This window comes from Arthrobacter sp. Sr24 (assembly GCF_054511175.1).
Genome location: NZ_JBTNDB010000013.1, coordinates 18,593 through 33,673, shown reverse-complemented (window position 1 = coordinate 33,673; position 15,081 = coordinate 18,593). Strand labels below are relative to the sequence as shown.

Annotated in this window: 16 protein-coding genes; 11 read left to right on the top strand and 5 right to left on the bottom strand. The window is 59.4% G+C overall.

From position 1 onward, the window contains the following. The first annotated feature begins 179 nt into the window (after positions 1-179). Positions 180-1,262 carry a glycoside hydrolase family 76 protein gene (locus ACX80D_RS10250; RefSeq protein ID WP_459322562.1) on the top strand — a complete coding sequence of 361 codons (1,083 nt, stop codon included), beginning with the start codon at positions 180-182 and terminating at the stop codon, positions 1,260-1,262. Between the two features lie 38 nt (positions 1,263-1,300). Here ACX80D_RS10250 and ACX80D_RS10245 read toward each other — a convergent pair whose 3' ends face one another. After that, positions 1,301-1,891: a YdeI/OmpD-associated family protein gene (locus ACX80D_RS10245; protein ID WP_459322561.1), complete on the bottom strand. Its 591-nt coding sequence runs from the start codon at positions 1,889-1,891 to the stop codon at positions 1,301-1,303. 47 nt (positions 1,892-1,938) lie between these two features. Here ACX80D_RS10245 and ACX80D_RS10240 point away from each other — a divergent pair, with 47 nt between their 5' ends. From ACX80D_RS10240 to tgt, 4 genes are all read left to right on the top strand, one after another. Beyond that, the gene (locus ACX80D_RS10240; protein WP_459322560.1) at positions 1,939-2,535 is read left to right on the top strand and encodes a VOC family protein; all 597 of its coding nucleotides are present in this window, start codon (positions 1,939-1,941) and stop codon (positions 2,533-2,535) included. A gap of 55 nt (positions 2,536-2,590) precedes the next feature. Continuing rightward, positions 2,591-3,130: an NUDIX hydrolase family protein gene (locus ACX80D_RS10235; RefSeq protein ID WP_459322559.1), complete on the top strand. Its 540-nt coding sequence runs from the start codon at positions 2,591-2,593 to the stop codon at positions 3,128-3,130. A 99-nt stretch (positions 3,131-3,229) separates the two neighbouring features. Further along, positions 3,230-3,946 carry an SRPBCC family protein gene (locus ACX80D_RS10230; RefSeq protein ID WP_459322558.1) on the top strand — a complete coding sequence of 239 codons (717 nt, stop codon included), beginning with the start codon at positions 3,230-3,232 and terminating at the stop codon, positions 3,944-3,946. 103 nt (positions 3,947-4,049) lie between these two features. Beyond that, positions 4,050-5,396, top strand: coding sequence for a tRNA guanosine(34) transglycosylase Tgt (gene tgt, locus ACX80D_RS10225; protein WP_459322557.1), 1,347 nt, complete (start codon positions 4,050-4,052; stop codon positions 5,394-5,396). Positions 5,397-5,526: 130 nt separating this feature from the next. On the opposite strand, the gene ACX80D_RS10220 is transcribed toward tgt, so the two are convergent. Further along, positions 5,527-6,252 carry a queuosine precursor transporter gene (locus ACX80D_RS10220; protein ID WP_459322617.1) on the bottom strand — a complete coding sequence of 242 codons (726 nt, stop codon included), beginning with the start codon at positions 6,250-6,252 and terminating at the stop codon, positions 5,527-5,529. A gap of 155 nt (positions 6,253-6,407) precedes the next feature. Next, a complete protein-coding gene (locus tag ACX80D_RS10215; RefSeq protein WP_459322556.1) occupies positions 6,408-7,016 on the bottom strand; it encodes a hypothetical protein in 609 nt (202 codons plus the stop codon). Between the two features lie 122 nt (positions 7,017-7,138). On the opposite strand from ACX80D_RS10215, the gene ACX80D_RS10210 reads away from it, so the two are divergent. Together ACX80D_RS10210 and ACX80D_RS10205 are read left to right on the top strand one after the other, a co-directional pair. Next, entirely contained in the window at positions 7,139-8,380 is a 1,242-nt protein-coding gene (locus ACX80D_RS10210) for an alpha/beta hydrolase (RefSeq protein WP_459322555.1), read from the top strand. 174 nt (positions 8,381-8,554) lie between these two features. After that, entirely contained in the window at positions 8,555-9,781 is a 1,227-nt protein-coding gene (locus tag ACX80D_RS10205; RefSeq protein ID WP_459322554.1) for a hypothetical protein, read from the top strand. A gap of 200 nt (positions 9,782-9,981) precedes the next feature. Here the strand turns inward: ACX80D_RS10205 and ACX80D_RS10200 are convergent, their stop codons facing one another. Next, positions 9,982-10,143, bottom strand: coding sequence for a hypothetical protein (locus tag ACX80D_RS10200; protein WP_459322553.1), 162 nt, complete (start codon positions 10,141-10,143; stop codon positions 9,982-9,984). Positions 10,144-10,159: 16 nt separating this feature from the next. Here ACX80D_RS10200 and ACX80D_RS10195 point away from each other — a divergent pair, with 16 nt between their 5' ends. Beyond that, entirely contained in the window at positions 10,160-11,851 is a 1,692-nt protein-coding gene (locus tag ACX80D_RS10195) for a plasmid pRiA4b ORF-3 family protein (RefSeq protein ID WP_459322552.1), read from the top strand. A gap of 164 nt (positions 11,852-12,015) precedes the next feature. Continuing rightward, on the top strand, positions 12,016-12,144 hold the full coding sequence (locus ACX80D_RS10190) for a hypothetical protein (protein WP_459322551.1): 129 nt from the start codon (positions 12,016-12,018) through the stop codon (positions 12,142-12,144). A gap of 111 nt (positions 12,145-12,255) precedes the next feature. On the opposite strand, the gene ACX80D_RS10185 is transcribed toward ACX80D_RS10190, so the two are convergent. After that, positions 12,256-13,038: an SDR family oxidoreductase gene (locus ACX80D_RS10185; protein ID WP_459322550.1), complete on the bottom strand. Its 783-nt coding sequence runs from the start codon at positions 13,036-13,038 to the stop codon at positions 12,256-12,258. A 631-nt stretch (positions 13,039-13,669) separates the two neighbouring features. Between ACX80D_RS10185 and ACX80D_RS10180 the strand changes: the two genes are divergently transcribed. Continuing rightward, the gene (locus tag ACX80D_RS10180) at positions 13,670-14,491 is read left to right on the top strand and encodes an alpha/beta fold hydrolase (RefSeq protein WP_459322549.1); all 822 of its coding nucleotides are present in this window, start codon (positions 13,670-13,672) and stop codon (positions 14,489-14,491) included. A 71-nt stretch (positions 14,492-14,562) separates the two neighbouring features. Continuing rightward, the gene (locus ACX80D_RS10175) at positions 14,563-14,856 is read left to right on the top strand and encodes a DUF4287 domain-containing protein (RefSeq protein ID WP_459322548.1); all 294 of its coding nucleotides are present in this window, start codon (positions 14,563-14,565) and stop codon (positions 14,854-14,856) included. The last annotated feature ends 225 nt before the right edge of the window (positions 14,857-15,081 follow it).

Below are 15,081 nucleotides of genomic sequence, written 5' to 3'. Positions count from 1 at the left end.
AGACGGTGGGAGCTGGCCATCATCTGCTCCAGTCCGTGTCTCAGAACGGTCCACCAGTGCCGCCACAGGGTCAGTGATCCTGAGCCTGCCCAGTCTCGGTTCCGGATGAATGCGCTCAAGGCTTAGCTCTCTCCCCGGAGCCCAACAAAGCAGTCACTGCGAGACGTAGGCTTGAACGCATGACAGGCCTCGACACACACGCCGGAGAACCACAGCCCGCCAAGAATTGGTCGGTGCTTGCCGCTGAGGCTGCTGCTGAGGTGAATACTCGCTTCGGCCACCGGCTCATGGGCTTGCCCGGCACATGGATAGGGTCCCTGACAACCCGCTCCGCCACTCCGGAAAAGCGTGCCTTCCTTTGGTCCGGAATGCCTTGGTCTGAATGGCATTACTGGTGGCAATCGCACTACCTCGACGCGATTGTTGACACCGGTTACCACGCGCTAGCTCAGGACGATTCGGACAACGCCCGGAGGGAATTACAGCTCGGCAAGGCCCTACTGCGCGGCATCTTGATCCGCAATTTCTTCCGTTTCCCCAACCACTACTACGACGACATGGCCTGGCTGGCGCTCGCAGCTACACGGCTCAATGAGCTCTCGCTCCAGCTGACGTCCAAGCCCGCGAGGCTGGCCCGATTTGCTGTTCGTTCTCTCACCAAGCAGCTCCACAAAGCCCATGACCCAGTACTAGGTGGTGGCCTCTACTGGTCCCGCAAACGTGATTACAAAAACACGCCAGTCAACGGCCCTGCCGCGGCACACTTTGCCCGGCTCGGGGAGCTTCAGATTGCCGGGGCGGTGGCGGACTGGTTGCGTACCGAGCTTTTCGACGCGGAAACCGGGCTCTATTTGGATGGCATCCACCCTTCTACCGCTGACCGCGACCCAGAGTTGGGACGTGATGTGGAAGCCGCTATCTACACCTACAACCAGGGGCCAATTCTCGGAGCACTACTCAAGCTGGGCCGTCCCCAGGATCTCATCGACGCGGCGACCCTGATCGATGCCATCGGCCGCCATCTGCACACCCCCGGTCAAGGCCTGCGCCTAGAACCAGGCGGTGATGGCAGCCTGTTCACAGGCATCCTCTGCCGCTACCTGGCCCTCGCCGTTCAGGAGGAAAGGCTCCCGGCGCACTCTCGGGCCATGGTGGAGGAACTCATCCAGGAGACGGCATCCACCGTTGCCAATGAGCACCCGGAGATTCTCTCGGCGGCCATCCAGCGCTGGACCATCCTGAACGCTGCCGCAGCCATCTAGACGAGTAGCACTTCAGGCCGGGAGAGCCCTTCTCGTAGCTATTCCGGGCGTCGCTTCTGCGGGTAGGGTGTCTCGTGCGCCGCCAGCATGGCCACGAACCGGGCAATATTTGCGTCCCGGGCTGTCTGCGTTTTGACGTTGGCAATGCGATGCAGGAACGCGTACCGGTTGGTGGAACTGAGGACTTCAAACATGGCCGCAGCGTCCGGGTTAGCGGCGATGGCTGCGGCAAAATCTGCCGGCACCTCGATCGTGGCCGATCCGGCGTAGGCGGCTTCCCAGCGACCGTCAGCTTTGGCAGCATCTGCCGCTGCCACCCCGGCCGGCTGCATGAGGCCCGCCGCTGTCAACCGCTCGTAGTGCCCCACATTGATCTTGGACCACTTGCTGGCCTTGGTGCGGGGCGTGAAACGGCGCACAAAAGAATGCTCGTCACGCTTGCCCACCACTCCGTCAATCCATCCAAAACACAGGGCCTCCGCAAGCGCTGCGGCGTAGTCCAACTCCGTGACAGTGCCACCCTTTTTGTGCAGCACCAACCGCACACCCGGACTTGCCGTGTGGTGTTCGGTCAGCCACGCACGCCATGCAGCAGCGTCCGGGACCAAGAGTTCAGGAAGTTCAACCATGGCTCAACATTAGTATTGGGGGCATTGAAAGAACCACAAGGAGAACCATGCTGCGCATCCGCCCCATCATTCTGACCTCGAATTTCGAACAGACTCTCGCGCAGTTGCAGGGACTGGGCTTGAGCACTCTAGAGAACGACGACGACTGGGCCGAGTTCGATTCCGGCAACGGCAAGGTGGTGTTGCATCGCGCGCCAGTGGATAGTCCCGCCAAGGTCAGATTCCGCACTTCGTTGGCTTTTGAGGTGCGTGATTGTGCGATCTTTGTTCGCCGTACGCTCGAAGACGGCACTCACGCCGAGCTGAATGGTCCGGGAAACACCGGCGCCCGGGTCACCGCGCCGGACGGTTTCAGTTTTGAGCTGGCCGCCTCCGGGGATCTGCGTTTGCCCGAACCTGATGCCGACCCTTGCGCTCCATCATCCGTGACAGCTATCTGGCGCACGCCGGATCTCGCTGCGGCGAATAAGGTGCTGGAAAACATCGGCGCTAAGTTCGTGCGAGACAACCCAGACGGTGGAGCCCTATTCCGGGCCAAGAATGGCGGCTTCGTGGCCACAGCGAAAGGGTCGGTGACCGGCGTCGAACTTGAAATAGAGCATCATGCTCAGATGCTCACTTTTGGTGCCGAGAGCGAATCCTGAGAATTTTCGGGGGCGGCGGGAAGCGCGCGGGCCGCGGATGGGGTAGAACTTAGATATGAGCGTGCGCACCCCTGATCCGTATCCCGGCTGGTTGTCCCCTGAGGACCTATACGAGGCCCGAAACCGGCTTCCCATGGTCTATGTTGAGGCCGTTCCCGTGCGGCTCGATCCCTTGGGCTATGTCAACGAGGTTGGCCTGCTGCTGCAAGCCGACGAGAACGGTTCCATGGTCCGCACCCTGGTCTCCGGACGCGTGCTGTACCGCGAGACCATTCGTGCCGCGCTGATCCGTCACATTGAAAAGGACTTGGGGCCGCTCGCTTTCCCGCAGCTGCCCGTCAGCCCGGTGCCGTTTACGGTGGCCGAATACCTGCCGTCCCCGTCGCAAACAGGTTTCACCGACGAACGCCAGCACGCGGTGGCCCTGGTCTATGTCATCCCCGTGACGGGAGAATGCGAACCCCGTCAGGACGCTCTGGAACTGACCTGGATGACACCTGAAGAGGTTCTCAGCCCCGGTGTGCAGGAAGAATTTGTGGGAGGCCGCGGCGCATTGGTACGTCAGGCGATCTCCTACGCAGGGCTGGGCCGCTAAGCGGTTCCGGGCCTGTTCGGGATTCGTTCACATTTTGTTACAGCTTCGTTCCGGGATGAACGCTAGCCGGTTCAGCTGATCCAGCGTAGATTACCTGTCATGGCGACCACTCAGCTCTCAGTCCTTGTCAACGCCGATGCCGAACAAGTGTGGCTCATGCTGCGCGAGCCGGCCCGGACCGCCCAATGGCATGGCTGGGAGATGGAGGGGCTCGACACCGAGATCCAACAGATCTTCCACACCAACGTGCGAGAAAGCAATGACCACCTGCGCCTGGAGCTGGAAATGGGGGATGTTTTCACCCTTGAGCCCCGGGCCGACGGCACGCTTTTGACCTTGACGCGTGGTGAATCGATCGGCGAATGGACCAAGTACGACGCCGATATCACCTCAGGTTGGTCCATGTTTTTGCAGCAACTCAAGTTCGCACTGGAACGTCATCCCAGAACCGCTAGGCGGACCGTTTTTGTCGACGGCACCAGCGAAGCTCACAGCAATTTATGGCACGCGTTGGGCATAGACACGGGCTGGCTTCCAGAACCGGGCCAACCCTATGAGGTCACCTTGAATACCGGAGCCACACTGACCGGCAAGGTCTGGTACCGCAATGAGACCCAAGTGGGCTTGACGGTGGAGGCCTACGCAGAACACGGTGACGGGTTGTTGATCATCTCCGAACAAGCTCCGCTGGACGGAGTTCGGGAACATCCGGGCGCCCAGATCATTGCCTCCACCTACGGGCTCGGTGCGGCGAGTCTTGACGCGATCGGCGATCAGTGGGACGCATTCATGGAAAAGCACTACCCGGACGAATAACCTGCCATCACAGAAGGTCCGTTTCAGCGGTGCGTGCGTGTGCGGCTGGTTGCCTTGGACACCTTCGGAGTCAACCGCTAACAAAGACTGGCAAAATGGAGGAATGCCTTCCCCAGAAAATGCCACTGATCTTCTTGTCCCCGCACCCGTTGCTGCACCCGGAACACCCAGCCGTCCGGCGTCGCAGGCTGAATTTGGCTTTGAAGTCACCACGCGCCTGAACGAAACGTGCGCACCAACACCAGCAGCCATTGCACAAAACGGCGGCGAATTTCAGGGCCGTACCGGCGTCATCACCACCCCTCACGGGACCATTAAAACCCCCGCATTCATTGCTGTGGGGACCAAGGCCACGGTGAAGGCTGTCTTGCCGGAAGCGATGAAAGATCTGGGCGCTCAGGCCTTACTGTCTAACGCCTACCATCTGTACTTGCAGCCTGGAGCTGACATTTTGGATGCCGCTGGTGGCCTCGGCGCGTTCATGAACTGGCAGGGCCCAACCTTCACCGACAGCGGCGGATTCCAGGTCATGAGCCTCGGTTCGGGCTTCAAGAAGGTCATCAACATGGATGCCGTGGCCGCTTCACCGCATGCCGGCGCCGACGATTCCGTAGCCGTGGGCAAGGAGCGTTTGGCCCACATTGACGACGACGGTGTCTGGTTTAAATCCCACCTCAACGGTGACATGCACCGTTTCACCCCCGAGGTTTCCATGCAGGTTCAGCACCAAATCGGTGCCGACATCATGTTCGCCTTCGACGAGCTGACCACGCTGTTGAACTCCCGCGGATACCAGGAAATGTCGCTGGAACGTACGCGTTTGTGGGCGCTGCGGTGCATCGAGGAACACTTCCGCCTCACTGAGGAACGCACCGGCAAGCCGTACCAGGCGCTCTTTGGCGTGATCCAGGGTGCTCAATACGAAGACCTTCGCCGCAAGGCCTCGCACGATCTCGGCGAGATGAACTTTGACGGCTTCGGCATTGGCGGTGCCCTCGAGAAGGAAAATCTCGGCACCATTGTGCGCTGGTGCGCCGAAGAACTTCCGGAGAACAAACCCCGCCACTTGCTGGGTATTTCAGAGCCGGATGACATCTTCACCGCGATTGAAAACGGCGCCGACACCTTCGACTGTGTCTCCCCCACCCGGGTGGCCCGCACCTCCGCGTTCTACACCCCGGATGGCCGTTTCAACCTCTCCGGCGCGAAGTACAAGCGCGACTTCACGCCGTTGTCCGAGGAATGCGATTGCTACACCTGCGAGAACTACACGCGCGCCTATATCCACCACCTGTTCAAGGCCAAGGAAATGGTGTCCTCTACCCTGGTCTCCATCCACAACGAACGCTTTGTGGTGAAAATGGTCGACGACGCTCGGCTCGCCATTGAGGACGGCACGTTCTTCGAGTTCAAGGCCGAGACGCTGCGCCGCTACTACCCCAAGCGTTAGGCGCCTCGACGGGAAACGCGTCGACGAATAAACGAGTTCGGCGGGCGTTTGCGTGAAAAGACGGTCGTAGAACTCCGTCTTTTCACGCAAACGCCCGCCGAAGTTACAGCAGCGTAGGTAGCAGCGTCAGTCAGTCAGAATGCGCAGCCTGGTACGTCGGTTCGTTGCGCTTAAACCAGGCGATCGCCATCGAGGTAAACGGGATAAGCGCGTACTGCACGCCCACCTTGTACAAGAAGCCCACCAACACGTAGTTCGCAAACATTCCGAAGCCTACGATCCCGATAACCGGCGCCGCTATGGCACAGAAAATCAGGGTGTCCAGGAACTCGCCGGCACCACTGGAGCCCATGAGCCGGATCCACAGTTTCCGCTCCCCGTGGTGTGCCTTCAGGCGAACCATGATCCAGGAGTTAACGGTCTGCCCCGCCAAGAATGCCAGGAGGCTGGCCAGCACAATCTGCGGCACCGGGCCCAGCGCATCTTCAAGCGCTTGTTGCTTAGCGATACCGTAATCGTCGGTGAATCCAGGCAGAAGAATGATCACCCAGTAGCTGAGGGATGCAAAAATGGATAGCGCAAACGTGGTCAGCACGGCCTTACGATTGACCTTGAAACCGTAAAGTTCACTAATTACATCGCCCAGAATGTAGGCGAACGGGAAGAGGAAAAAGCCGCCGTCGGTGATGATTGGGCCAAATTGGACACCCTTGGAGGCGCCAATGTTGGACAGGATGACAATGACAGCCATGCATGCCAAGAGAATGCCGAAATAGCGGCTTCCTACAGCGGCAAAGGCCGTGCTCGAAGTGGTTTTAAGAGGGGTTGCCGAAGCGTTGCTTTGCAGCGGGGACATGTTCAGTCTCAAATTTCTATAGCTAAGTGGTTCGCTCATGCCGCACCCCGCAGGGCCCGGCCGGCTGTATTATCACTGGACCCGTCTGCACCCGGGCCACCCTCTATTCTGCCATGTCCAGCATTTTCTGCCCACCCGCCCCCAGTGGCTCGGCGTTACCGAGCGAAAGTCAGGACATCCGCCACTTTGCGCCAGCCTTCAACGGCGGTAAAACGCTCAGCCTGTTCCGGCCCAGCGATCAGGTACAGCGTATGGGCGCCGTGGGTGAATGCTTCTTCGCCCAATCCTGCCACCATGGCCTGCTCGAATACAGGGATGTGCTCATCCTGTCCGTCTTCGACAACCAGAGCGGCTATGACAGCCAGCTCCACGCCTAGGCTCATTCGCCCCCTAGCCACCGGCCGGTCAAAAAGTGCCACTTCAACAACGTCGTAATTCTCCATGGGAGCTTCGGCAAGGTAAGCATCTGCCGGCAAGTTCGGGACCAAATCTAGGTCCTCTGTCTCGGCGCACAACAGCACGTTGGAGGAAATGGCGCGAAGCACCTGCGACCGGGCAAATTCGGTGGCCCCGGCGGGATCATCGGTGACCAAAACCAGTTCGGTGTCGGCAGGAACTGACTCAAATGCGGAGCCATCACCGGGCCACATCATCACCTGCTGCGTCCCGATCGTGACCACGGCGCCGGCCACGGTTGACTCCACGTCCTGCAAAGAAGCCCAAGCGTGGGCCCAGTCGTGAAAAGAATCCTGCCAGAGAGCCATGTCCTCACCTTTCTCGCACATGCCAACGTCATGCAAACCTCACAGTCACAAAAACTGGCCGCACAGAGGGCGCATCATCAGGATACAACTGCTTCTAGGCCTGCTCCGGCTACCATCGAAGCATGACCTCATGGCAGCAAGATGTCCTCGGCCCAAACTTTGAGCAACTGACCCTGGACCTACCTGCCGGATCGCCCGCCACGCTGATCCGGCGCGTTGGCGAGGCGCCACCGGGGGCCTCCCCTGTGCTCGCTGGGGTTGACATCCTCTACGTGCACGGCTGGTCCGACTACTTTTTCCAACACGAACTGGCCGATTTCTGGCACCGTGCGGGCGCGAAATTTTATGCCCTTGACCTGCACAACTATGGCCGCAGTCTCCGTCCGGGCCTGCTTCCCGGCCAAGTTTCCTCCCTCACCGAGTACGACGACGACATCGCCGCCGCGCTTGCGGCTATGGGGCGCAGCGTGGTCCCCGAAGTGAGCCTGGCTGGGCGTAGGGCTGAGAATGGTGCCGGGGTTCAGCCCTCAGTCGTGGGCGGCACAATTGCGGAAGGCACAGCCGTAGACGGCCCCGCCATAGACGGTCACGATGAGGAGGCTGAGCAGAGCAGTTTTGAGATGGCTTTCTTGGATGAGGCCCGGCACCGACTCAGTGCGGCCTTTGATGCTTTGACCGGGCGGGAGCGTGTTGAGGAAACACCCGAACCCAGTGGAGAACGCCCTTTGGTGTTGTTGGGTCATTCGGCCGGCGGTCTGACCTTGAGCCTGTGGGCCGCGCGGCACCCGGGTGCGGCAGCCGCCGTCGTGCTTAATAGTCCGTGGCTGGAATTCCAGGCTAGTGAGGTGGGCCGGGCCATGGTGGCGCCGTTGATTCAGGCGCGTACCAAGTTCAGGCCGATGGTTCCTTTTCCCTCGATCGATCCTGGGTTCTACACGCGGGCCGTTTCCAAGCTGTTCGACGGCGAATGGGAGTATGAATCGCAGTGGCGGCCGGACCGCGGATTTCCCGTAACGGCGTCGTTCCTGCACGCTATTTTTCAAGGGCAGGCGCATGTGGCGCAAGGGTTGGGGCTCGAGGTTCCGGTGCTGGTGATGCTCTCCGATAAAAGCTATCTGCAGCCAAAATGGTCCTCTACTGCACTGGCCGCGGATGTGGTTTTGAATGTGGACACGGTTGCTACACGGGCTCCGGATCTGGGGTCGAAGGTGACGCTACACAGAATTCCTGGTGCCTTTCATGACGTTTTCTTGTCCCCGGCCAAAATTAGGGAACAGGCATACGCTGGCATGGGCCGCTGGGTCGAGGCGGCGCTGGATTCCACTGCGCGAGAGCGGTGGCGGGAGTACTCGATGCGGAGCTGATGGCGCTGGGTTTCCGGGCTAGTCCCCCACAACCGCGCCCAGTAGAGCGGGGGCGGATGTGGGGGGCGGGGCAGAATTGATCCCGGTCCGGCTGGACTGAGGTGGGCCGCGGGCACTTGAGAGTCAGTGCGGCTACGGTTAAGGGGTCTCATCACGCCGACACCAAGGAATCCAGTGGCCAAGAAGACCAAGAAGTCCCGATTCGGCAACCCTGCCAAAGCCAGCGCCGACGCCGCCACCCGTTCGGTCAACCGCCCCTCTCTCGAGGCTCGCTTGGACCGAGCCATGGAATCACTCTCGCCAGGGTTCGTAGCGTGGTTGGAAGCGCAGAGCCGCCCGGACACATCAATCGATATGAGCCTGGCGATCTTGGACGATTTCTTTGACATGTACCGCATGCTGGAGCCCCACACCGACCCCACAAATTTGGATCCTGCCGCTGTTCAAGAAGTCATGGAGGTCACCAGTCATGCAAACCCGCTGGGAGTTTTGACGTTGCGTGCGGGCGTGCGGGATTACGTTGATTATTTGACGCAGGCCAAACTCTGGACCGGGCACGCTGAGGATCTAGACGCGGTCCAAAGCGAGCTCGCGCGAACGGGTGTAAATCCCGCCGAGAGTGATTGGGCCCCTGAGGACTACGAATTCGCAGACGTTTTTGTCCCGGAGCTTTCCTCCGAAGAGATCCTTGAGACCGTGACAAAGACCCCCCTGTGGCAGAACACCATGGCCTTGCTGGAGTGGATTGGCGACGGTAGAGATCTCGATGAAGACCACGCGCTGGCTGATGCGGAAGGCGCCGCAGCCACGCTGGTCCACAGTGGTTTGGGGTTGCTGAGTGATGCCGCGAAGTTCACCACTGCCGAGGACCGTAGTGCTGCCCGGCTTGCACTGTACTTAGAAATGCTGGATGTCACGGGGCTGATTACCTTCACCGAGGGGCAGCTTCATGTCACCAAGCCAGCCCTCGATCCCGAGTCCGACGACGACGTCATCGAGACCATGCGTGAACTGATGGGTTTGTTCATTTTCACGGTGACCTTGGCCGGTTCTGACAGCGGTGAAGAGGACGGCGAAGAGGGTGAGCTGGAGTATTGGCAGCTGGAAATGACTGACTGGTTGACGCAGTGCTCTTCCGTTGAGCCGCCGGAATCTGCGGTGTTGATCCAGGCGTTGGCTGAGCCCGATTCGGTCCACCCGGATCTGCTGGCCATCGCAACCAACATTGCCCACTGGGCCGATGAAGGCCTGGTCATCGTGGACGAATTCGTTTCGGTTCCGCCTGCCTACCGGGCCGATGTGGTGGACATGCTCAGCGATGACGTGCCGGTTCAAGCCGTGGGTCCCGGCGCGAGTTCAACTAACTCGGCGAGTCCGCTGAGTTCGACTGAGTTCGGCTGAGTTCGGCTGAGTTCGGCTGCGCAGGATCTACCAGAGGCTCACTGACATCCCTTTCTCACTGAGCGTTTTCCACCAAGTGTTTTCACGAGCACCTTTCCCGAGCACTTTCCCAAGCGCGACGCCGGCCCCGCACCTTTCGCGAAAAGGTGCGGGCTTGCGGTTGTCCAGCTAGCGTTCCACACGACCCTCCGTCCCTATCTTTAGGAACCCATGGCCAAAAAGTCCAAGCCCAGCAAATCATCCCGTTTCGGCAACCCAGCAAAAGCCGCCGCGGACAAAGCCAGCGGCTCAGAATCAAGCACAGGCGCTGGCTTAGCCACGGTCATAAACTCAGGCATAAACTCAGGCACGAACTCAGGCACGAACAAAGCCTCAAACGTGGTGTCCTTAGCCGACGCCGTTGCTGCGCGGGCACTTGCTCCGGTGTTGCCAGGATTTAAGATCTGGATGACTCAGGCTGGTGTAGATGCTGAAGAAGTCGATTGGCTTATCTCCCTGCTCCAGGACTTCTTCAAGAACTACGCCCAAAGCGTTCAGGCACCGGATGCAACCAATCTCGAAGTCGATATGACCTCAAGGATTCTGGATTCGGCTGGCGGGTTTCATCCGGAAATGCGTAAATCCATAGCGCTGGCGCTCAATAGCTATGTGAAATTCCTCATGACAACCCAAGCATGGACTGGCACCGGTGATGACCTGATTCAGCTAATCACTATGACTTCCCCCGAGGAAACCCGGGCCGCCAATGCGAAGTATGCTCAGCGCGTGTTCCGGCAACCTCAAACCGCTGAGCTAGCAGCCGAATCCGCCGCGGAACTGGTATTTGTCCGCCGGGTTGGGGCGCTTCTGGACTGGATAGGAGAGGGCCGCAAAACGACCCCGTCAGGGTTGCTCCCCCGCAAAGACATTCAGGGAGCTGCGGCCTGCGTCGAGGTGGAGGCCGTCGGGGCAGCCACCCGCAGCACGAGGCCCGGTGACGGCGAACCTAACCAAGTGACGTCAATGACCCAGGTGCCGCGTTTAATGGAGTACTGGCAGGTGCTGACCGAGGCCGAGTTGATTCAAGTAGACCGTCAGCGTGTGAAACTGACCGGCCACGGCCAAAGATTCCAAAGCGACCCTGACCATAGGGCCAGATACGCCGCCATACTGGCCTATTACTTCCTCTACGACGCTTTAGTTCCGTACGACGACTCTCAGCCGGAAAACCCTGTGCGGACCCAGGTTGCAGGAATCATTGCTGCTGCCGCTTCTGGCAATCCCCCGCAGACATCTGAGGTCTTCGGGCAGGGGCCGGCAACTGGCCCCGAGAAGTTCACGGCGATGTTTGTTGAGGAAAGAATCCGAGACGCCGCTGCCAACGGACTAGTGGAGATAGATACTCACATCATTGTCCCTCCGGTTCTGCGTCACGCCGTGGAAGAACTTCTGGGGCTCTTGGACAAGCACATTGCGAAGCAGTCTAGGCTGACTCGTGGGCCGTCGCAGGCCACGTTCCAGCTGAAAATTCAGATTGACGGGATCACCCCTGGCGTCTGGCGCCGCGTCACCGTTCCCGCCGAGCTGGGCCTTGATGAGCTCCACGAAATCATCCAAAATCTCTTCGCGTGGAATGAAACTCATCTACACGAGTTCATGCTGGGCACCCACCCCAACGTAATCCGATACGCTCCGGATGACCCCGAAGCGGAGCACTTGGGTGACCCTCCCGCCGATGAAGAGGGCGTAGCGTTGAACACCCTCTTACACGCCCCTAAGGACACACTGCTGTACACCTACGATTTTGGTGACAACTGGGAGCACACCATAACCTTGGAGAAAATCCTTCCCGCAAAGGCTCCTGGAATTCTGCCGCTGTGCGTGGCCGGCAGCGGTCATCCCCCGCAAGAGGACTCCTTCGGGCCCCATGGTTGGATGGAAAAACTTGCCACGTCCAGAAATCCCAGCGACCCCGACCACGCAAACATCCGCTCATGGCTGGGCTTGCGCAAGGGTCAGCACATCGACCCGACAGCCTTCGACCCCTCCACGGTCAACAAGCAATTGGGGCCCCTGCGCACCATGAGTTAGCCCCTTGCTGTGGATCAAGCACGACGCCGGCTACGCACCTTATTGAGGAAGAGGTGCGTAGCCGTGGGCTACTTCAGCGCAGGTCTACTTCATACGAGCGGTAGCCCCACGCGCGTCAGGCTCTGGTTGCTTCGGTGACTCGGGACTGGATCAGGACCAGATCAATGAGCGGGGTTGCCACGCCGAAATCGGCGGCGCGGCGCGCTAAGCGGCCCGGCCACGATCACTCCGCCCAAGCACCAGTGGCTAGCGGCATGGACCTGCTCGAGTTCGAAGTTGTTGATCTGGGATAGTTAGCGGCCCACACCCAGCAATACGGGGGCCCCGCAGTGGTTTCACTGCGGGGCCGCCGTATTACTGGCCAGTTTGCCCGTTTCAGTCTGGCTAGGGCAGAAGGCTACACATCAGTACTTGTAGGACTGCCCGCCGTCGATCGGAACCACTGCTGCGTTGATGAACCCGGCGTCACCGGACAACAAGAAGGCGACAAGTTGGCCTACTTCTTCCGGCTTGCCAAAGCGCTTCATGGGGTTTGGCTCCACGAATGAGCGGCCCACTTCTTCCCAGTTTTCCGGGTCGATCTGCTTCAAGGAGCCCTCAACCATGGGTGTCATGATCGCACCCGGAGCAATGGCATTGATCTGTACGCCGAACTGGCCGTATTCAATAGCGGAGTTGCGGGTCAGGCCCACCACCCCATGTTTGGAGGCGGCGTAGCCGGACTGGTTGCCGACGCCGCGAATGCCGCCCACCGAGGCAGTGTTCACCACGGCACCGGAACCTTGTTCCTTCATCACCTTAAGTACGTGCTTGAGTCCGTAGAACACTCCATTGAGGTTGATGGAGACCACCTTGTCGAACTCTTCCGAGCCGAACTCCTCTGTCAGGTTCTGCTTGCCTTCAATTCCTGCGTTATTGAAGAAACCGTCAATGCTTCCGAAACGCTTGAGGGCCTGCGCCACGTAGCTCTGGACCTCAGACTCGTCGGCCACGTTCGCTGTCACTGAGAGAAGCTCGGCTTCCGGTGCGATCTCGCGGATCTCCCGCTCGGTCTCCGCCAAGCCCGTGGCGTTCAGATCTACAAGGGTGAGCTTGCCGTTTTCCTTGGCGATCTGGAGTGCCGCGGCACGTCCCAGACCTGATCCTGCTCCGGTGATGATGACTGACTTGCCTGTAAACCTCTGCATGGTGTGGTTCCTTTCAGTGAGCCAGCGGAGTACCCGCCGTTATATATGCAAACGCATATACCCCACTAACTATTACCACCCAAGTAGTACGACGACGGCCAGGGCATGGTTTAGCTCTGCGGCTGCAGGAGAATCTGCGAAAGCGTAAATACGCCAGGGTCTTTCGGCGCGGTGATGGCGCCGCGATCACTGCTTCATCCACGGCCGGACTGACGACAGTGAGCTTCTTCATGCAGACTCAGCCAGGCATTCCGGCCGCAACAGCTAGGTGCAGAACCACTCTTCTATAAGCCTTTTGTAAAGTCCCGAGTTAGCTGTCACCATCCAAACACGCTGACCAGCTACGATGCTCAGGCCAACGCCACCGTGAGTCTCACTTTCGTGAAACTTTCCCACAGCCGACCTCAAGGGCTCGAAACCCCCGTCCCGTATAAGCAAGCCCACCGGACATTATGCGGGGCGTGGCATACGGAAATAGAGAGGCCGCTGGATTGCGGGACGTTCCTGAACGCTTATCCGGACATACCCCTTGCGGGGCGATGAGACGACTCCGGAGCTAAAATGCGCTCATTCCGATTCCCTGTCTGAGGTGTTGTCCGGCACCCGGCTCGCTGGGAGCTACCTTTGAAGAGTGGATTCCAATACGCGACCGTTGCGCGAGTTCATTATTGACGTGGGATCAAGTGTGCAGATTAGCTATTTTGATTCGGGTGGCGACGGCCATGCTGTCGTGATCTTGCACGGACTCGCCGGCAGCGCCAGGGAATTCTTCCAGACCGCGGCTGCGCTCCCTGAATTCAGAACGATCCTCATCGACCTCCGCGGGCACGGCAGAAGCACCCGCCATCCCGAGGACCTTTCCAGAAAAGCCTTCATCGACGACGTAGTTCACGTCATTGAAACGGCCGTCGGAGAGTCTGTGACACTTGTTGGCCAGTCAATGGGCGGTCACACCGCAATGCTCGTCGCCGCGGCCCGCCCGGATCTAATTCACCGGCTGGTGCTGCTCGAAACCGGAGCCGGCAGTGGCAACCACATCCAAAACGAGGCCATGGGCGAATTCTTCCATTCATGGCCAGTGCCCTTCGCTAACCATACGACGGCCCGCGCATTCATCGGCGATGGTGCACTCGAAAAAGCTTGGGCAGAAGACTTGGAGGAACGCAACGATGGATTGTGGCCCAGGTTCGATCCAGACGTGATGGTCTCGGCAATCAAGGAAGTGTCGGTGCCCAGATGGGAGGAATGGGAATCAATCGAGGCACCGACGTTGGTGGTTTACGGGGAGTACGGCATGTTCACCTCGGACGAAAAGTCCGAGTTTGTCCTGCGCGGCCACAACACCCAGCGCCACGATCTACCCGGAGCCAGCCACGACGCGCATCTCGACGCGTTCGATGATTGGGTATCCGTCCTGAAGTCTTTTCTTCCCAACAAGCCAAGTGCCCGTTAGCCGTTCCGCTAGCGAACTCCCAACATATGCGACACAATGGCCCTAAAGAAAGGACAAAAGAAAGGACATCGATGTCATTCCAGGCCTACCTCGACACGGTTGAGAAAAAGACAGGCCTTACCCCGCGCCAGTTGATCGAACTCGCTCATCAGCGCGGTTTAGGTCCAGAAACCAAGGCGGGACCCATCCTGACATGGCTGTCTGAGGAATACGGCCTTGGGCGAGGGCACGGTATGGCCATGGTTCATGTCATCACGAAAGGCGACAGGATCGGTAGCAAACACGTTGGCACGGAGAACACCCACAATGACCCGAAGGACCACCTGTGGATCGATGGTGCTGCCACCAAGCCAGAAGGATACTAAGCGGCCGCGGCTTGCGCCGAGCACAGGCAGTACATCTTGCGTCTTATCGTCCCGTTAGCCATTCCCGCTGGGGACGCAGAATCCTAGTGCCCGTGACTATCGATCTTTGTACAGTCGCCTTCTGAAGTCTCACTAATCTTTTTGGGTATTCAGCGTACTCGCTGCGGTGCTTCGGTTAAGTCGGACGCCAGCATGAAAAGAAAGGGCTCATCGTGACGATGAGCC